The organism is Gemella haemolysans (assembly GCF_901873445.1).
Lineage (GTDB): Bacteria > Bacillota > Bacilli > Staphylococcales > Gemellaceae > Gemella > Gemella haemolysans_C.
The window spans coordinates 15,967-36,138 of sequence record NZ_CABFLN010000042.1 but is presented as its reverse complement, the minus strand read 5'-3'; the positions used below and the strand labels follow the sequence as shown (position 1 = coordinate 36,138).

General features: G+C 32.7%; 18 protein-coding genes. 1 reads left to right on the top strand and 17 read right to left on the bottom strand.

Annotated features, from left to right (window positions below):
* Nucleotides 1–5 precede the first annotated feature (5 nt).
* The 10 genes from JX287_RS05825 to JX287_RS05780 form a co-directional block, all read right to left on the bottom strand.
* Nucleotides 6–974: a capsular polysaccharide synthesis protein gene (locus tag JX287_RS05825; protein ID WP_204643518.1), complete on the bottom strand. Its 969-nt coding sequence runs from the start codon at nt 972–974 to the stop codon at nt 6–8.
* 5 nt (nt 975–979) lie between these two features.
* Entirely contained in the window at nt 980–1,801 is an 822-nt protein-coding gene (locus tag JX287_RS05820; RefSeq protein ID WP_204643516.1) for a LicD family protein, read from the bottom strand.
* A gap of 10 nt (nt 1,802–1,811) precedes the next feature.
* The gene (locus JX287_RS05815) at nt 1,812–2,696 is read right to left on the bottom strand and encodes a DUF4422 domain-containing protein (RefSeq protein WP_204643514.1); all 885 of its coding nucleotides are present in this window, start codon (nt 2,694–2,696) and stop codon (nt 1,812–1,814) included.
* Between the two features lie 29 nt (nt 2,697–2,725).
* Nucleotides 2,726–3,388, bottom strand: a complete 663-nt coding sequence (locus JX287_RS05810; RefSeq protein WP_204643512.1) for a sugar transferase — start codon at nt 3,386–3,388, stop codon at nt 2,726–2,728.
* Nucleotides 3,389–3,408: 20 nt separating this feature from the next.
* Nucleotides 3,409–4,107, bottom strand: a complete 699-nt coding sequence (locus JX287_RS05805; RefSeq protein WP_204643510.1) for a polysaccharide biosynthesis tyrosine autokinase — start codon at nt 4,105–4,107, stop codon at nt 3,409–3,411.
* A gap of 11 nt (nt 4,108–4,118) precedes the next feature.
* Nucleotides 4,119–4,817 carry a Wzz/FepE/Etk N-terminal domain-containing protein gene (locus JX287_RS05800; RefSeq protein WP_204643500.1) on the bottom strand — a complete coding sequence of 233 codons (699 nt, stop codon included), beginning with the start codon at nt 4,815–4,817 and terminating at the stop codon, nt 4,119–4,121.
* A gap of 19 nt (nt 4,818–4,836) precedes the next feature.
* Nucleotides 4,837–5,580 carry a CpsB/CapC family capsule biosynthesis tyrosine phosphatase gene (locus JX287_RS05795; RefSeq protein ID WP_239650344.1) on the bottom strand — a complete coding sequence of 248 codons (744 nt, stop codon included), beginning with the start codon at nt 5,578–5,580 and terminating at the stop codon, nt 4,837–4,839.
* Nucleotides 5,581–7,050: an LCP family protein gene (locus JX287_RS05790; RefSeq protein WP_204643498.1), complete on the bottom strand. Its 1,470-nt coding sequence runs from the start codon at nt 7,048–7,050 to the stop codon at nt 5,581–5,583.
* Complete coding sequence (locus tag JX287_RS05785; RefSeq protein ID WP_204643496.1) at nt 7,031–7,906, bottom strand: diacylglycerol/lipid kinase family protein; 876 nt, start codon at nt 7,904–7,906, stop codon at nt 7,031–7,033. Before JX287_RS05785 ends, JX287_RS05790 begins: the two co-directional genes overlap by 20 nt.
* A 524-nt stretch (nt 7,907–8,430) precedes the next feature.
* A complete protein-coding gene (locus JX287_RS05780) occupies nt 8,431–8,931 on the bottom strand; it encodes a DUF4064 domain-containing protein (RefSeq protein WP_204643494.1) in 501 nt (166 codons plus the stop codon).
* 671 nt (nt 8,932–9,602) lie between these two features.
* Between JX287_RS05780 and JX287_RS05775 the strand changes: the two genes are divergently transcribed.
* Nucleotides 9,603–10,436 (top strand): YwqG family protein, encoded by an 834-nt coding sequence (locus JX287_RS05775; protein WP_204643492.1) that lies wholly within the window; start codon nt 9,603–9,605, stop codon nt 10,434–10,436.
* A 436-nt stretch (nt 10,437–10,872) separates the two neighbouring features.
* Here the strand turns inward: JX287_RS05775 and JX287_RS05770 are convergent, their stop codons facing one another.
* The 7 genes from JX287_RS05770 to JX287_RS05740 all read right to left on the bottom strand — a co-directional run bounded on the left by JX287_RS05770 (nt 10,873) and on the right by JX287_RS05740 (nt 20,090).
* Nucleotides 10,873–12,813 carry a PTS fructose transporter subunit IIABC gene (locus JX287_RS05770; protein ID WP_204643490.1) on the bottom strand — a complete coding sequence of 647 codons (1,941 nt, stop codon included), beginning with the start codon at nt 12,811–12,813 and terminating at the stop codon, nt 10,873–10,875.
* Nucleotides 12,814–12,897: 84 nt separating this feature from the next.
* On the bottom strand, nt 12,898–13,815 hold the full coding sequence (locus tag JX287_RS05765) for a 1-phosphofructokinase family hexose kinase (protein WP_204643488.1): 918 nt from the start codon (nt 13,813–13,815) through the stop codon (nt 12,898–12,900).
* A gap of 2 nt (nt 13,816–13,817) precedes the next feature.
* Nucleotides 13,818–14,573, bottom strand: a complete 756-nt coding sequence (locus tag JX287_RS05760) for a DeoR/GlpR family DNA-binding transcription regulator (RefSeq protein WP_204643485.1) — start codon at nt 14,571–14,573, stop codon at nt 13,818–13,820.
* A 347-nt stretch (nt 14,574–14,920) separates the two neighbouring features.
* Nucleotides 14,921–16,291: an ATP-binding protein gene (locus JX287_RS05755; protein WP_204643483.1), complete on the bottom strand. Its 1,371-nt coding sequence runs from the start codon at nt 16,289–16,291 to the stop codon at nt 14,921–14,923.
* 198 nt (nt 16,292–16,489) lie between these two features.
* Nucleotides 16,490–17,785, bottom strand: coding sequence for a hypothetical protein (locus tag JX287_RS05750; protein WP_204643481.1), 1,296 nt, complete (start codon nt 17,783–17,785; stop codon nt 16,490–16,492).
* A 337-nt stretch (nt 17,786–18,122) separates the two neighbouring features.
* The gene (locus tag JX287_RS05745) at nt 18,123–19,049 is read right to left on the bottom strand and encodes a nitronate monooxygenase (protein WP_204643479.1); all 927 of its coding nucleotides are present in this window, start codon (nt 19,047–19,049) and stop codon (nt 18,123–18,125) included.
* A 54-nt stretch (nt 19,050–19,103) separates the two neighbouring features.
* A complete protein-coding gene (locus tag JX287_RS05740) occupies nt 19,104–20,090 on the bottom strand; it encodes a YeiH family protein (RefSeq protein WP_204643471.1) in 987 nt (328 codons plus the stop codon).
* Nucleotides 20,091–20,172: the final 82 nt, after the last annotated feature.

The following is a 20,172-nucleotide window of genomic DNA, read 5'->3' as shown; positions in this document are numbered from 1 at the left end:
TCATCCTATAACTTTCTATCTATTAATTTGGAATAAAAATTATTCTTATTTGGTTTAATTTCTTCAGATAATTTATACGTTGTTTTGAATACTTTCGTAGTTTCTGTAATATTACTCCACACTTTTTGATCAAACTCATCTCCTAAATGATTTTCTAACCAAAATAAATTAGGATTTGATTTTTCTAATTCCAGCATCTGATTTCTTATTATTTCACTATATTCAAATCCTAAATCAAATATATAATCAATTAATAGGTAATCAATTTGCAAATCAAATTTCTTATAGTATTCAAAGAAAAAATCTCTTGTAAAAGTAAATAATTCGCTATTTCCCGATAATACAAATGTTTTCCATCTATGTTTAGAGACGTTAGGGGAGTAATCTTTCATATCACCTGTTTTAATCGTATAAAATCTCTTCATAAAGTTAGACGCATCAAAATTTTTACATAAAAATACAGTTGAATCCAACCAAGTACCTCCATATTTTGCCAATAGTGAAACTCTTAATAAATCAGCAAGTGCAGTGTGTGTTAGTAATCCCTTATTTATTTTATCAGTAATATACGGAGGAAAATCGACATATTCAAACATCGATTTTTCATCTAATAATATAAATTCAAAACCTTCTTGCTCTGCATATTCTTTCGAATTATCTAAAATAGCTTTCACTAACTCAGGAGCCGAATCATATCCTTGTAACCACAAGCTCCATATTATTTTGCTATTTGTTTTATTATGAGACTTAAATTCATAATTTTGTAAAAATGAACTAAATTCTGAAATTAGAAATTCTCTTGTTACGCTATGTCTTTTTTCACAAATTCTCCTTGCATTCCTCTCTCCGATAAGACGTGGAATTTGACCAAGAAACTTTCCAGCTAGTTGCCAATTCAACACATTACTTGGAAAATAATTCTTTTTACTTTTTATGTCTTTATAATAGTTCAATGTTTTTCTTATTTTATTCATTACTATTATTCTCCTAAGCTCAAAATCTCATACTGATGAGGAACTCTTTGTTCTTTCGGTGGTAGCTCCATATAGTTTTCGCCATAGATTGCAGATAAATATTCATTATATTTTTCTGGTACACTTAATTCCACTGTTTCAAACTGTAATTTTCTAGCAGCTCCAAAATATTCACTTGGAACTAATTCTCGAAGCTTATATGCCCCTGTATAATTTCCTGCGTATCCCTCTGTCACACTATACTTCTTTATAGTTGCTAGATACTTTTGTTGTGCTTTTTCGAAAGACAGCAAATTTTCAATCTTTACAATACCTGCAATTTTAATTATCGCAGTCTCATACAAAGGTCTATTGGCTTTATTTTGATTCACTATTGAATTGAATTGAGATAGCTGTACCATCATTCTTCTAAATAGGTACTGTTTCTCATGCAATTTTCTCTTCACACCTTTTTCTGGTAGGCCATCAATCGGAAATATATCTATCCATAAACCTTCCTCTTGCTCTATATTACTATAATTCATAACAATCTTTGTAGAAGTATCTCTTATTACAGAAAAAGCTTTTTTATAGCCTGGAGTATCTTCACTTAAAAATAGATATCTACCATTAAATTTATCACTAGCTATTTTTTTAAATTTCTCATAATCTTCTCTCGGCATACCTATATCTATATCGTCATCCCACGGAATGAATCCACCATGTCTTACTGCGCCTAATAGAGTTCCACCAAGTGCATAGTACGTTAAGTTATGCTCTTCGCATGTTTCGATAAAAATTTTAAGTATTTCTAAAATTTTAGTTTGAATTATTTTTATCTCAGACATATTTCCTCCTCTAAAAACTTTGTTTGTATTTCTTTTTGAAAAACTTCGCTTTTAAAAATGCTCCACCTTTTTTAATCCAATTCACTTCGAATGCATCAAAAAATGAAACTTCTTTCACTTGATAATTCTTATATTCTAACCAAACATTAAATAAAAGCTCACTTACTCTTCCGAATAATCTTGCTTCAAAAGCTGTAAGATTAGCTACATCTACTCTATTTTGTAGTTCAAATAAAATTGGGAATAGCCACGAACAATATTCATCGAGTAATTCTTTTTTCATAATAAACATATTAAACATATGTCCACTAGTTTGTTTCATAACTTTATCAAAAGCCTTAATATACTCTGGTGTCATCTCTGAAATAATATCTCTTGTTTTATCAAGATGACTACCATCAAGTGTATTTGCATAATGATCATAAAGTGTTTCAATATAATATTTTCTTAATTTCGGAACTAATATGTCCGCTTCTTTTAAGTATTGTTCTGTACTTTTCTTATCTAAAACTACTTCACTTATATCCATACCATCTTTATATTTTACTTTTTTAGTACTAAAATATCTACGATAGTGATCTAATCCAATATACTCTGCGTCTAAATTTTTCCATGCCCAATATACACCTGTTAACTCACAAAAGTACGGATTTAAACACGATATGTTTTCACCAATATTATCTTTTTGGTAACCAAGTTCTCCTTTACCTTCAGCACCAACATGAATTGGTAGATAAATCTCATCTTTAGGAGGAGTAAACTCTCTATGTGTTGCTATTAATATTCTAATTTTTCTAGTCAAATTTAATCCTCTCTCTTCCATTTTATCAATTTTTATGTTAATATATCCATATTCACTTATATTAGTCTGTGTTTTAGTTTGGCGACGAAACACAGTCTTTTTTATTTAACTACTTATCTATTTTAGTATGCAGCGTCCTTTGTTATTATTCTCTTTAATTCTAAGAAGAATATTTTCATATCTAACTTAAATGAACAATTATCCACATAATACAACTCCATGTCACATCTTTCTGGATATCCTATTTCACTTCTTCCACTAACTTGCCACCATCCTGTTGCACCAGGCTTTACAGATAAGAATTTTGAAGCTCTTTCTCCATATTGAAGAAGTTCTTCTTCTATTACAGGCCTAGGTCCTATAAAACTCATATCCCCTTTTAGGATATTAATAAATTGTGGAATTTCATCAATACTATGTTTTCTTATAAATCTACCTAATCTAGTCATCCTTGGATCTTCTTCTGGAAGCAGTTTATAACTATTTTCTATATATTTTTTATAAAGTTCTTCATCTTTTTTCAGTATTTCTTGGGCATTTTCTACCATTGATCTATATTTATAAATTTTAAATCTTTTTCCATTTAAGCCTATTCTTTCCTGAGAAAAAAATATTTTCCCTTTATTTTTACCAAAACTATAAAAGATAACTAGGATGACAGTAACTATCACTAACACTATCATCCCCACTAATGCTATAGATATGTCAAATAATCTCTTGAAAAATAAATAACTGGTTTTACTTCTTGCTCCCTCGAACTGACTATTAACTGAGTTCTCTTCCATTTTATTTATTTTCCCCTTTACTACTTCTTAACCCCTTCTATTCCATGGCTACCATAATGCCCATAATAACCACCATAACCAAGCTCATTTGAGCTAACTTTGTTTAGGATTACCCCTAGAAACTCTGCTCCACCTTTTTCCAGTTGTTCTTTTGCTTTCTCTAAAGATTTTTTCTTAACACAGTTCGCTTCTACTACCATTACTATCCCATCAGTTTTAGGCGCTACGATAGCTGCATCAATTACCTGTCCGATAGGCGGTGTATCGATAATAACGTAATCATAATACTCTCTAAAGACTTCAATCATAATATTGAAGTTTTTGTTTTGTAGTAATCCTGTTGGATTAGGTGGTACTTGACCTGCTGGGATAACATTAAGATGCTCCACATCTGTTTCATAAATAACATCCTCTATTGGAGATACTCCAGATAGGTAGTTAGTTAACCCACTAATTTTATGTTTAAATTTGAACCGACCTGCCATAACTGACTTACGTGTATCGGTATCTACAAGAATAGTTTTTAATCCTAGTTTCGCTAGTGAGATAGCTAGGTTGGTCGATACTGTACTTTTCCCTTCATTTTCAGAAGTCGATGTAATTGCGATTACTTTTTTATCTTTTCCTAAAAATTGGATATTCGTACGTAAGGCGTTATAGTACTCTTCATTTTTAGGATCAACTATTTTTTGATTTGTTAGTAAATTAATTTGTGCCATATATTTTCACCTTATTTCTTTCCTGTTTTTGTATCTGGAACTACACCTAAAAGTACTAATCCCATTGTTTCTTCAATATCTTCTGCTCTCTTAACTCTATCATCTAATAGTTCAAATAGTACTACACCCGCTACAGCCAGGATAAACCCTAATGCTGTCGCTAAAATCGCATTTCTAGGGATATTAGGAGAACTTGGTGAAGTGGCAGCTTTCGCTTCTTCTAACGTCGTTACATCTTCGATTTTTGTTATTTCTTTGATTTGATCTGCTGATACTTCTTTTACTGTATTTGCTAAGTCACTCGCTACTTGTGGATTTTTGTCTTGAACGGTAATTGAAATAATACGTGTATCTTTCGGCGCTTCAACACTAACTTTCCCTACTAATTGTTTAGCTGTGATTCCTGTCTCACTTTTCTCTGCCGCATCTTCCATTACCTTGTTAGAAAGAATAATCTCTTTGTAGTCTTTTACTAATAATGATCCTAGCTGAACATCTTGTGTAGTGATTGCTTTGTCCCCTTTTTTTTGGTTAACTACGTATACTTTCGTAGTAGATGAGTATTTCGGAGTTACTAAGAAAATACTAACTGCAAGTGAAACTGCTGTGAATAGTAATGTCACTAATGCTATTAATATCTTCTTCTCCCAAATTCTTCTTAACAGTAGCATAATATCTAACTGTATTAAATCTTTTTCTTGATTATCCATTCTTTTGTTTTTCCTCTCTTTATATTATTTTATTCATTAATAGTTTTTCTTGGTTTTTTTCGAATAATTCGTAAGCTATTGTTGGTCCATATTTTTTCTCAATAATATCATATGCTTCTTTCATGAATGTTCTTCGAGAATCCATATTGTGCATATCACTTGCGATAAAATGAACTAGTTCCTCATCCAAATATTTCTTAGCTCGTTTTTTGTAATGTTTATGTTTATCACCGATAAGTTTTGCTTTAAGAACACTTGCCGCGTTTACTTGGATATAAGCACCCATGTTAATTAACTCTTGCACACCTTTTTCATCTACATCGTTATATCTTTCAACGTGTGCTACTACTGGTGTTAATCCTAGTAATATAACTTTATTTATCGCTCTGTGGATTTCCTTATAGCGCATTTCATAAGGAAATTCTACGAGTACATAATCCGTTTCCGCTAATCTTGGGTATTCTCCACTTTCAATCTTAGCGACTTCCCCTTCTTTGTAGTAAACTTCGCTACCTAAGTAAACTCTTAGGTCGCTAGCTATCTCTCCCGCGATTTCTTCCACTCTCTTGAAATTTTCTCTTATTATTTCTATATCCGTTTCAAACATTCCACGTCTTCTGTGAGGGGTTGCGATAATCGTTCTAACACCTTGTCTATAGCTTTCTTCTAGTAAATCACGAGTATCCTTTTCAGTTTTTGCACCGTCATCTACTCCGAAGACTACATGGGAATGTATGTCTATCATTCTAATTCCGTCTCTCATCTACTTTCCTTCCAATACATCTTTAATATTCGCTGTAACTTCTGCTAGACTCTTATCATCGATTTGCATCATGTATAATTGAGCTCCTGGCATCGCGTATGATGGTAAGCCCATACTTCCAGTACCAGTCAAAGCTTGAGAAGTTACGTTGTAATCTTTACCTGCGCTAAGTTGTTCATTCGCAAGTCCCATAGCTGTTTCTATCGGCATATTTGTCTGAATTGACGCACTTAGTTCTTTAATTACACTTTGATAATTCGCTAATCCTTCTTTCGAAGTAAGTTTTTTAATTATCGCTGTAATGACTTTTTCTTGGTTTTTACCACGGTCGTGGTCACCACTAGCTAGACCATATCTTTCGCGAACAAATATAAGTGCTGTTTTAGAATCCATATGTAATAATCCTGGTTGGAAAGATTTATCTCCACCATGTGATATAAATGCTTGATCATTATACACATCTACTCCACCAACAGTATCAATCAGTTTTAGGAATGATGTGAAGTTTAGCCTTGCATAGTAATCAATTTTAATACCATAGACATTCTCTAATGTATGAATTGATGATTCAACTCCGTATAGGCCTGCGTGTGTAAGTTTATCGTATTGGTTGTTACCACCGTCTGCGATTTTTACATATGAGTCACGTGGTGTTGTAGTTAATAAAATTTTTCCAGTTTTTTTGTTTACAGTCATAATAATATTAACATCTGAACGGCTCACGCTTGATACTGGTCCATATGTATCAATACCACTTACATAAATATTGAATGTATCTCCTGCATTTTGTTTTGCTTTAGCATTTACAGCTTTTGTTATTTTGTATGAGTATATTACTTTTGTTTTATCTTTAAAATCTTGGTGTTGACTTGTGATTAAGTCTTCAAACGAGCTGTTTAACACCATTGCTCTAGTTGTTCCTGCTGTTAGTTCTTCATAAGCTGAAATATAGTTTTTAGATTCCGTAAGATTTAAACTTTGTTTTTCTTTGTCTCGAATCTCTTTCATCAGCTTGTTGATGTTTTCACCATCCGCTGATACTGGAGCTGATACCGTAGCGTCTTTTAAGTCGGCTAGTTTTTCAGCTTTGTCATTTTTTAGGACGACAACGTTCATAGTGTACTCACTTACTGCCGCATTGTTGTTTAGATTGTCAAATAATCCAATCGCTGTTCTAAATTGCATGTAAGAAAATATTAAAACAATATTCATAACAATCAACATTATTACATTAAATACTTTCGCTTTTTTCTTGATTATTAAGAATATTGACAGCACTATCGCTAGGATTATTAATCCGATTATTGCATAGTTGACTCCTCTAAAATTTAAAAAGTCGTATTTTAACATTGTCCAACTTACTAGCCCTCCGAGTATAGTTAGTAAAACAGCTAGTATTCCATTAACTATCTCAAAAATTCCTATACCCTCCTCGTGTCTTCTATTTCTACTACTTGAATTTCTTCTCATTTTTCTCCATCCTCTTTAATTTATAAAATTTGCTAATACAACTAAGGTTTAAGCTTCGATTGTTGTTTATTAATTCTCCATCAATCTGAAAGTACTTCTGATTTGTTTTTATAGTTAATCTATTAGTCGTTATATGTGTAACATTCTTCAGTTTACTATGTTTTTTAAAAAACAAACATAAATAGTTATATACGAAAGTTGTCAAAAGTATATTTTCCATTACCATTATGTGAAGATTACCATCCTGACCTGTCGCATTAGGAGCAAACTTTATTCCACCGCCTTCATATGGCTGAATCATCACATTAAGCAAGTACAACTTATCAGTATTTATTTCCCTGTCATCACACGATATTTTCGCCTTATACTTTTTCAGCATGAAAATACCTATTACTCCTTGAAGAAGATAGATATACTTTCCTAAATATTTCTTTAATTTTGAGTTATTCGCTCTTTTTATTATGTCAGCATTAAAACCTACATCAAATCCCGAACAAAACATCCTATTGTTAACAACGCCTACATCATATTCAATGAATCTTTTTGAGTCTAATAATCGACTTATTTCTACATCTTTCTTGAATTTTATAGACCTAGCAAGATCATTACCTGAACCATGCGCAAGATAGATAATATCCCTACCATGATAATTATTTATCACTTCGTTAATAGTTCCATCTCCTCCGATGACAATTAGTTCATCTCCACAGATTTCATTCATCAAATCACTTGCATTCTTACTTTTAGAGGTTTTTAATACCTTATAAGGCATATTCTTTTTCTTTAAAACTCGTTCTATTTTATCAAGTTCAATAAGACTTTTCTTATTTCTAGAATTAACTATTATTTCAATCATATTCCAATCCTATACAGAAAATACTTTATCTTAATAATTATACAACAAATTCAGTTGTTTATCAAAGATTTATCTATTTTAAATCCCTTTAAAACAAGAGAATTCTTCAGTATTTTATTGACTATTTCTGTTCTTTCAATTTATCAATAAATTTCAATTATAAAAATTTATTTTCTATATTTAGATAATTTTAACGTTAAGGAGCTGATTCAAAAATCCTAAATTTTAAAAAGGTTTATATAAGAACTCATAGTCACAATCTAAATTCACTTTATAAAAGGTTCTTATATATCTAATAAGCTTTTCAAGGAACGAATCAACAAAATCGATTTCTCCAAAATCACGATTTTTAAATCATCCTCGTCTTTTGGACTTTCTTATTTGCCAGCTATTAAAAACACTACACAAATAAAAAGCTATTCTATTAATATTTGAACGAAGATATCTAATTTTCGATAACTTCTAAATCAATAGAATAGTTTATTATTTTTATTAAACACTCACAAATATAGACTTCTTTATTCTTATAAGTACTCTAATCTGTCTATTTCTGGTTTTTCAGATGATTGTGTGAAATCTGTATCGATTGAATTTTTAGGCGCTCTTCTTGCAAATAACATGATGGCTACAACAAAGTATAATAGGTACACAGGAAGTAGTATCCCTACTGTCATCACACCAATTATTATCGCTGAAAGTAGGAATAAAATACCTGAGACAATTCTCGCTTTCATAGTAAATGACGCTATTAACGCTAATACTAAAGCGACAATCGCAACTACTGTATAAATTTTCACCAATAATACAAGTAATGCTACAACATCTAACCCAGATTTTTCTAATAACGATGTTACTGCTGGATCTTGCAATAAGTTGTGAAGAACTGGTTCAAATTCTTTTTGTTTAAACGCTGTTGCTAATTGGCTAGAAAACGCCCCTAGTGATAATAACCCTGTTACAAGTATCATAATAACATTCGCAATCCACGCTAGTATTTTTTCAACTTTTCTGCTATATGTTTTCATAAAATGCTCCTTTAGTTAATATTATTCCTTTGATTATATCACAAATTATCTATAACTTGTATCAATTTACACATTCCACCATCTTTGCTACAGAAATTACAGCAACTTTTCTCTGGTATGTAATAAATTCTAAAACACGAGAAAAAGTTCGATTTCGAATTCATCAATAAACTAAAAGCGAACTCTTCGAATTCATCAACAAACTAAAAAATATCCTCAAATTTAAGAATAACTAATTCAGAGGTACCCTTCACCCAAGACAAAACAGTTAGTCTTTTATTTGATTTTTTCGAGGAAATAGTAGTCTTATTTAGTATTTTTTTAATATGTTATTTAAGATTTTCACCTATTAAACCAGATTAAATCCACCTACATCACCATTAAACTATATTGTAATTGACCAAGCCAAGATTTTTATGTTAGAATGAAACCGTGAAAAGTTATACACTAAAAATTTTCATCTGAAATCAGTATATTTACAGTGAATTGAACTAAAAATATTAACATATAGTTTTTCACCCTAAGGTCACCGAAAAATTTTATATATAAAAAACTTATTAAAACTATAGAGTTCGTTCACACCTATATATACTATAATTTTATTTGGTTTTTTATTCCTATTAGAGAACCTAACAAAAAATTAAACGAATATCATATAACGGAGGTTTATTATGATTACACTTGAAAATATTAACAAAATTATAGAAAAAATAAGAGATAATAATACACACGAATACATCGACATCGTGCTTGAAGCAAACGATAATCTCAGTGTTGCAGATAGCAAATTCGGTGGAATTCCATATATCGCTAAAGATTCTGCTGTACCTAAAGATTCAAATAACATGCAGTTAGCTCTGTTAGCCCAGATAAATTGTACTGAATTACCAGAAAATGATTTATATCCTAAAGAGGGTTTAATACAATTTTGGATTAGTCGTAATGATGATTTCGGATTAAATAATAAAAAAGATTATTGTGTGAGATATATTAAAGAAATTGAAGATGATATAACAAACGAAGATGTTTTGAATAAGTATAATTTACTAAATGAGAATAATGACGAAGAATATTCACCTTTTAATAAAAAAAATACCTCTTTCGCTTTAAAATTTAAAAAAAGTATGTCTACTATTACTTCAAATGATTTTCAATTTGAGGAACTTGCACTTCAGACTATAAGAGAATTATTCCCGAATGAGAATGTCAAAGATTTATACGATGACTTAGAGCGAGAGGTTTTTAATACTTTATTCAAGGCATTTACCGGAGTTAATCACGCTATCGGAGCTTATCCGACATTCACTCAATGGGATCCACGAAATCCAGACGAACCAAACGCATACGGTATCACTCTACTTCAAGTAGATAGCCAGTGGGAGAGCGACTCTAACAGTGCTCAAATTATGTGGGGCGATTGTGGAGTTGCTAACTTCTTTATTAATAAAGAAAAACTAGAAAATTTAGAGTTTGAAGACGTATTATTTAACTGGGATTGCTTTTAGTAAACTAACTAAAATTCTATAATCAAAAAGGGAGTGACTCAAAAATTGTGATTTTCGAAGAAATCGATTTTTTAGAGTCACTCCCGCAAAGTTTATTAGATATCTAAAAAGCTTTTATAAAGCGAATTTAGATATCAATAAACCACTGCGTCTATGAGTTTTCAGGTAAACTATTTTTAAAATCTAGTACTTTTGGGGCAGCACCATATTTTAACAATATTATATTCTAACAGCTTCTTATAAAAAATTTATATATTTCAAATAATTTTTTACTTAAGATTTGCAATAGCAAGTAGTAGCATTCATCTATTTAGAACCTTATAATTCTCCTACACCCATAAAAATAAGCCATCAAAGTTTCGAGAATTAAATCTTGAAACTTCGACGACTTTATTATTTTAAATATTTTCTTATAATATTATATTTTACTAAAAAATTATTTTACTATCTTTTTCCCAAAGCTTAGAAATGCGATTAATAGTAATGCACCTAATACTGCACCGATTACTAAAGCTAACAAATACATAAGCGGGTTACTTACAGCACCTGCAGCTATAGCAAAGATTCCTCCATGAGGAGCTTTTGACACAGCACCAAATGTCATACTTAACGCTCCAGCGACACCACTTGAGATGAATAATGGTGGAATAACACGTGCTGGGTTACTTGCTGCGAATGGAATAGCCCCTTCTGTGATGAATGATAATCCCATTACGTAGTTTACTAACGCTCCACTACGTTGAGCTTTTGGCCAGATGTTTTTGTTGATTGTTGCTGAGATTGCGATAGCTAATGGAGGTACCATACCACCGATCATAACCGCAGCCATTACATCACTTCCTGCTGATCCAGCAGATGTTAATAAAGCTGTACCTGTTACGTAAGAAGCTTTGTTAATCGGACCACCCATATCGATAGCCATCATCGCAGCTACTACGAATCCAAGGATAAATTTACCACTTCCGTTAAGACTTTCGATAAAGTGTTTTAATCCTTCCATAACACTTGCCATCGGCGCGTTAATTAGGAAGATCATTAGTAATCCCATAATTAGTGATCCTAAGATAGGGAATAGGAAGATTGGTTTAATACCATCTAATGAGCGAGGCATCCAGCTGAATGCAATTTTTAATACGTGGATAATTCCACCAGCTAAGAACCCAGCTACTAATGCTCCTAAGAATCCTGAAGGAGTGTACGCTAATAAATCACTTTTCAGACTTAAAATACTTGGGTCTGCTAAAATACCACCGATCATACCAACAATAAATCCAGGGCGGTCAGCGATAGAACGACCGATGAATCCAGCTAAGATTGGTAACATCATACTAAATGAAATTTTACCGAAGTAGAATAATACTTCTGCAACTTTGTTGTAAGATGGGTCTTTTGGATCAAATGAGTTAATACCCCAGATGAATGATAATGCAATAAGAATACCACCAGCTACTACGAATGGTAGCATGTTACTTACACCTTCCATTAGGTGCTTGTAAGCACGACGTCCGATACTTTCATTTGCTGAAGAATCTTCTGAATCTTCAGCTGCTCCGTCGTGTTTGTAAATAGGAGCTTTTCCATCTAAGATTGTTTGGATAAGTTCTTCTGGTTTGTTAATTCCGTCCGCAACTTTTGTCATAATTGTTGGACGTCCATCAAAACGTGCAACCTCTACTTTCTTATCAGCTGCAACGATGATTCCCGCCGCTCTTTCGATATCTTCTTTCGTAAGTTTGTTTTCTACACCGATTTGACCGTTTGTCTCTACTTTAACATCTAATCCCATCGCTTTAGCTGTTTCTTTAATTTTCTCAGCAGCCATGAATGTGTGGGCAATACCTGTTGGACAAGCTGTTACCGCAATGATATACGGTTTTTCTCCACTTGGAGCTGTTGGTTTTTCTTCTTTTGGAGCTTCTGTTTTAGCTACGAAGTCTGCGAATACTTTTTCTACGTCTGCTTTAGTTATAGCTGCATCTAGTCCTGCTTTTACATCTGCATCCATAAGAGCTTGTGATAATGAAGCTAGAGCTTTAAGGTGCTCGTCTGCTCCTCCGTCTGGTGCACAGATCATAAAGATGTGTTTAGCAGGTTGTCCGTCAAAACTTTCCCACTCAACACCTTCGTTACTTTTCGCATAAACGATCATCGCTTTGTCGAAGTCTGCACTTTTAGCGTGAGGGATAGCTACGTTTTCTCCTACTCCTGTAGTTGATTGAGCTTCACGAGCTAGTAATGCGTTTAAGAAATTATCTTTACTTGCGATAATATTTTTTTCCACTAACATGCTTGTTAGTTTGTCCAGAGCTTCTTTTTTATCAGTTGCGCTGAATCCGAATTGAACTAAGTCATAATTTAGAACATCTGTTAATTTCATTTCTTTCTCCTTTGTTAATTTCATATTTCCAAGGAAATATTTTTAACTTAATTTTATTTTTTTTGTAAATAATTTATTGAAATTTTATTTTAACTTTTTAACTTCGATTTGTGGTAGTAATTCCTCAATTAATTTCTTACTTCCTACTCCTACTGAGAATGATGTCGCACCACCTGCAGCCGATGCATAGCGCAGGGCTTCTTGGTAGTCTTTTGTTTCATTGTATTTCGCAACAAACATCGCAAGCATACTATCTCCTGCTGCAACCGTCGATACTATCTTACCTTTGGCTACGTTAACTTCGAATACTTCTTTATCTTCAGTTAGCAGTAAAGCTCCGTCTGCTCCACGTGAAACAAGGACATTTTTCGCACCGCGTTCTTGTAGCTTTTCAGCGTATTGTAAGATTTCTTCTATACTATTTAAAGTTACACCAAACATTTCTCCAAGTTCAAATTCATTTGGTTTAACTACGAATGGTTTGTACTCTAGTGTGTCTAACACTAGTTCTTTATTACTATCTACTACTAATGTAGCTTTTGATTTAGATACTTTCTTCGCAATAGCTTTGAAGTCTTCTACATCCATCCCCGCGATAACATTACCTGATAGGAATACTACATCTTCCTCAGTTAGCACTTCTAATTTCGTAAAGAAATTGCTCACGTTATCTAGGGTTACACTACTACTTTGACCGTTAATTTCAGTCTCAGCTTCTGTAGTCAACTTCATGTTGATTCTAGTAGCTCCACTCGTTTCTACAAAATCATGTTTCACACCTAGATTATCTAGTTCTGATTTAATAAAATATCCTGTGAATCCAGCAACAAATCCCCACGCTTTACTATCAACACCAACGTTGTTTAGCAAGATTGAGATATTAATTCCTTTTCCACCTACTACGTACTTCGCTTCTTGTGTTCTATTTAGTTTTCCAAGTGCGAAATTTTCCGCCGTTGTCAGCATGTCAACAGCTGGATTTAAAGTAATTGTATAATACACTATTAGTCCTCCTTCATACTTTTTACTTCTATTATGTTTTTATACCTCTTATACTCTTTTGGAACTTCATACGATACTATAGTCACATCATCTAACTCAGCAAATTTTTGGAACTTTCTATGTCCAAATTTTGACTTATCAGCAAGAATATATCTTCTCTTACTATTTTTTATCGCCGTCGCTTTTATAAAAGCTTCATTTTCTTCAGCAGTCGTAACACCAAAAGTTTCATCTATTCCATTACAACCGACAAAACATATATCAAAACTGTATTTTTTCAGTTGTTCGATAGCAACCGAACCTATGACAGCTTGCGTAGAATGTTTTATCGTTCCACCTAGTATAATAGTATGGATTTTGTTATTAATAAGTTTTGGCAAGTGATACGTTGAATTCGTAACAACCGTTATCCTTCTATCTCGAAGATAATCAATCATTTCATATGTTGACGTCCCAGCATCTAGATAAATCGTCTGACCAGACTCTAAGACATTTGCACAAATATACTTTGCTACTTCTCTTTTTTCCTGTAGAAATTCTGCACGCTTTGCTTGAACACTTTCTTCGCTACCACGAGCTGCAGAACGTTTCATCGCACCACCATGAGTTCTATATAATAAATTCTGTTCTTCTAAATTCGTAAGATCTCGTCTAATAGTTGCTTCTGATACACCACAATGTTCCATAAGCTCTCTTATGTTTGAAGATCCATTTTTATCCAACAAATCTAAAATTATATTCCATCGTTCATTTACCAATTTCTTCTCTCCTAACTCACAAGATTATTATATCTAATATAATATAGCTATTCAATCAAAATCAAGCAAAAACACTCATAAATAATCAAAATAATCGATTAAAATGAGTGTTTTTATTTTTATATTTGATTGTTTTTCTAAATGATGAGCGTTTTTAATTTTCAAAGTTATCTCTAAAAAATTTTCATGTTATACAGGTTGACATAGTTCAAACTAATCCTTAAATTATCATCGCAAATTTTTCCCATGAAATCAATGAGAGATTTAATATTATTATTTCAATCAACATAATGTCCTACCTGTTCAAATTTTACTACTCGTGAGTATTATACTTTAAAGTAGTAAAATTATTTATATAGCATTTCAAGGGTAACTACTGTTACACGATCTTCTACAGAAATATCATTATTTTTTACAAACAGATACTTATAAGTAGTATATTTATCAAAAATTTCCGCTCTTTGAGACAGTAAATCTATAGTTTTTGTTAATTTGAATGAATCACGCCACTTACATTCTCCTACTATCATCTTCTTATCAAGTATAGAATCTACTACAACATCCACTTCTTGAACATTACCCTGCTTATCTTTACCCCACCAACGTCCAAAAGTTTTAGCAACAAATGGCAATTGTTTGTTTATATTCATTCTTCGTAAATACTGTCTAGATATTTCTTCGAAAATAGGCCCTATAAAGTTAGGCAAATCATTTAACGCCACTTCTGAATAGATTTCTCCATGTCCTCGTTCTATTTCCCCTCTTACAGAAAATACATAACGATACCAAAATGCTAAGAAATTTTCAGTAATAATGTAACGACTAATTTTCCCCTTCAAAGAATTAGCTCCAAAAGGAATTACTCTCTCTATATAATTTAAGTTTTGTAGAACTAATAGGTACTTAGAAACTATATTAGTTTCTAGTTTTGTGTAGCTAACGATTTCTCCTAATGTATTCGAGCCGCTAGCTATCGCCTGTAATACTGCATTATAGTTAGCCGGTTCTCTAAACTCTTGTTTCATAAGCAGAACCCCTTCATTATTCAAGTATCCATTGATATCGAAATATAGTTCTTTTATATTCTCTTCAAACGATAATTTTTCATCAATCAACGATAAATAATACGGTGTTCCACCTACACAAGCATAATATTTAACCTTATCTTCATTACTGACATTCGGATAAAATTTTGCTGAATCGTAATAATCTAAAGGATTAACCTTAAGTTGACCTGTTCGACGCCCGAATAAAGGGCTTTTCTCACCTAAAACCTCATTTTCCATAAAACTCATAGATGAACCACACAAGATTAGAAATATATTAGTATCCTTCAATTCATTATCAATTACATGTTGCAATATTGAATTCAATGATTTATTTGCAGTTGCTGCATAAGGATACTCATCAATAATAAGAACTAACTTATCATTTCCAAACTGCTCTTTTATCAAACTAAAAAAATTATTCCAATTTTCTACATTCGGAAAATTAGATATCCCTATCTTCTCACCTAAAATTCTAGAGAATTTTTGAAGATTCAGTAAGTCATTCAACTCTTCAGCAGGTAAATACAATGAATTTTTATCTTTTACAAATTCAGTTAATAAAAACGTCTTACCTATACGACGTCTTCCATAGACAACAGCCATCTGGAATCCTTCTTTTTTATACATTTGCTCTAAAGAACCTAACTCTTTTTCTCTTCCTAGAAACATAAATCCACCTTCTTTTTCTTTTACTAAATATTTTTACTACTCATAAGTATTATACTTTAAAGTAGTAAAATTAGCAAACAAAGAAACAACTATAGTTATAGTTTTAGATTTGGCCATAGAATTGAAATTACAACTTACATAAAAAAGGTTCAAACATTTCTGCTTGAACCTCTTAATTTTAATCTATTAAATCATTTTTTATCTTCTTTTTTTGAAGGCGACTTCTTCTTCAGCTTTATTTAGCTTTTGAAGTCTTCTGCTTCTTGCTCCACCTGCAGCTTCAACTTTTACTTCTTGAGTTTCTTCTACTTGCGGTACTTCCTCTACTGTTGAAGCAGTTTCAACTTGTGCTTCTTCTACTGTTGGAGTACCCTCAACTTGTGGTACTACTTCTGCATTTTGTTGCTCAACTACAACCTCTTCGTGTTTTACTTCTGGAGCTTGTTGAGCTTGTTGTTCTTGTGCCCCAGCTTCATTAAAACCCGGATTTTGTCCTCCCTGAGGTGCATTTGGGTTTACATTTTGTTGTGGTTGTCCTTGTGGGTTAAACCCTTGTGGTCGCCCTTGGAATCCTGGATTTGGATGCCCTTGTGGTCCATTTGGATTGAATCCTTGTTGTCCTTGTGGATTAAATCCTTGTGGTTGCCCTTGGAATCCTGGGTTTGGACGTCCTTGTGGTCCATTTGGATTGAATCCTTGTTGTCCTTGTGGGTTAAATCCTTGCGGTTGTCCTTGGAACCCTGGATTTGGACGCCCTTGCGGTGCATTTGGATTGAATCCTTGTGGTTGCCCTTGGAATCCTGGATTTTGAGGTCCGTGTGGTGCATTTGGATTAAATCCTTGTTGTCCTTGTGGGTTAAATCCTTGATTCACATCTTTGTTAAAGTTTTGTTGGTTTGGAATTGGATTCCCAAATTGATCATACTGTTGATTGCTGAATTGTGCGTAATATTGTTGTGCTTGGAATGATTGTCTAAATACAAATTTAGAAAATTCATCATTATTATTTGTTTCAACTTTATTCGCTGGTAATGACATTAAAATAAAGAAGAAAATAATAACATAAACTGGCGTAATTAACGCTACATAGAAGTACGCTAAAATCACATATAATGCAATTAGAATTGAAGCAAATATAGTTGTGAATCCTACATCTCTTAATCTTCTACAAAAACTTGCTGCGATTGGAATGTGTAATAAAACAAATAAAGCTGTAATAATGTATAATAACGAAGCAAAGTCACTGTTCATTTGTAAATATAATTCTGCCGCTTCTGAAAATCCTATTACTTTTTTAAAGAATCCTATTGAACTATAACTTTTATAAACACTCGCGAACATGCCCGTATATACACCGGCAAAAATAAGATAGATTAGTCCTACAGGGAACCAGTGACCAGCTCTTGATGTAAATCCTGAATAATCTACAGAACCTTTGAAGAAATCTGTAACTGCAGTACCAAAACTAACTTTTCTATATCTTTGGTCTATCATAAAAAACCTCCTATAAAAATAATTAAATAAATATATAACTATAATATAATAAACATGCATCATAGTCAATTGAAATATAATTAAAGTATGTAACTTTTGCTTTATTTTTCTTCTTCTTAAATTTCAAATTACCATTAACAAGAAACCAATACATCCTTCTTGTTTATTGCTTTTGAAAATAAATTAAATTACTATCAGTATTATACCTATCTAAAAACTAAAATTCTATTTTAATTTTTCTATAAGATTTTTATTCTATCCTCCAAATATCATTGTGTTCCTAACTATAAGCAAAAAACAACTCAGGCTCTAAATCACCTAAGTTGTTCCTTTAATATTATATTTTTGTTCTTTGTAAAACTTCTCTTGCTTCTTCTACAGTTTCTTCTATAATGTTTTTAACTGGTCGAAGTTCACTCACTAAACCTGCGATTTGCCCTGCCATGACAGAACCATTTTCTACATCACCATCATAAACCGCTCTTCTTAGCGAACCTAGAGTTAATTCTTCCAACTCCATAAGCGTTGAAGATTTTTCTTCTAATTCATGATACCTTTTCGTAAGTTCATTTTTGATACCACGAACAGGAGCTCCGAATTTTTCTCCTGTTAATGTAGTCGATGTATCAACCGCTTCTAAAATCATATTTTTATACTCTGTAGAAATCGGACACTCTTCAGAAGCTAAGAATACAGTCCCCATCTGAACTCCACTAGCCCCTAAACAATATGCAGCTGCCATACCACGACCATTTGCGATTCCTCCAGCAGCAATAACTGGGATATTTACAGCACTTGTCACCTGTGGCAACAACGCCATCGTAGTACTAGTTCCTACATGCCCTCCTGCTTCCATACCTTCTACAACAACTGCATCACAACCTAATTCTTCCATTTTTATCGCAGCTTTCACCGAAGGAATTACAGGAATTACTTTTATTCCCGCTTCTTTTAAACGTGGCATATATTTTCTCGGAGTACCTGCTCCTGTTGTAACGATTTTTACACCTTCTTCGATTACAACATCTATTATTTCATCAATATTGTGCATCATAAGCATAAGGTTAACACCGAAAGGTTTATCTGTAAGTTTTTTACATTGTTGAATTTCTCTGCGAAGTTCTTCTGGTCTTACTCCTCCTGAAGCTAAAATACCTAACGCTCCCGCATTCGATACCGCCGAAACAAGTTCATGTCTAGCTATTTGAGCCATAGCCCCTTGAAATATCGGATACTTTATCCCTAATAATTTTGTAATCATCATAATTGTTCTCCTCTATATATTTTTATTATCTATTAAACCTTCTTTAATCTACTACTAAAAGATAAATCTAGCTACAAAGTAACAAACTACCATTAAAATAACAGATGATAAGAAGCACGCTGTAAATACTCTTACACCACGTTCTTTAATAACTTTGAAGTTAACACTCATTCCTAAAGCAGCCATCGCCATACCTAAGAATACATACGCTGTATCTACGAAAAATGGAGCTAACGGTTTTAAGAAAGTAACATAACTTCCTAAAATACTCATAAAGATAAAACCTAGAATAAAGTACGGCATCGGAACTTTTCCTTTTGTTTCATCTTGAGTTTTTTTGTTAACTACAATCAATACACCTGCAACTACAATAAGCATAAGAACACGGGATAGTTTAGTAAGAATCGCAGCATCTAACGCTACTTGTCCACCTGCTCCTCCTGCAGCAACTGCGTGAGCTATTTCATGAAGACTTCCTCCTGTAAATACTCCGTAGTTATAAGCATCAAGCCCTAGATATGGTTGTAAAGTTACTTCTATTAAGGTAAATACTGTACCTAGTATCGCAACTACCGCAACTGCAAGAACGCTGTTATCTGTTTTCGCTCGAAGTTGTCCACTTACCCCCATAACTGCCGCAGCACCACAAATACCGCAACCACACGAAGAAAGTAACGCAAGTTCATGATCCACTTTAAAAGCTCGACACATAAAGTAAGTTAAAGTTACCATGAATAACACGATAAAGAACGCCACAATCAACGTCTTCTTACCTTCCGATAAAAGTCTATCTAATGCTAGCTTAAATCCTAATAAAATTATTCCAAGTCGTAAGAATTTATTACTTATAAATGGAATATCAGCCTTAACCTGTTCTTTTAATCCTTTTGACGCTTGCAATGCCATACCTATAACAAGCGCAATTACCAAATGCCCAAACAGTTTTAACGCAGGCACTTGAGCAAGATATTTCGCTACTAACGAAATAATCAACATTATACCTAAGGTATAATAAAAATTAACACTCTTGAATCTTTCCATACGAGTTTCCCCTTTTATATATTTATCTAAATAAAAACTATTTATAGTTTAATTATACTCTACTAAAAGAAGATGTTCAATA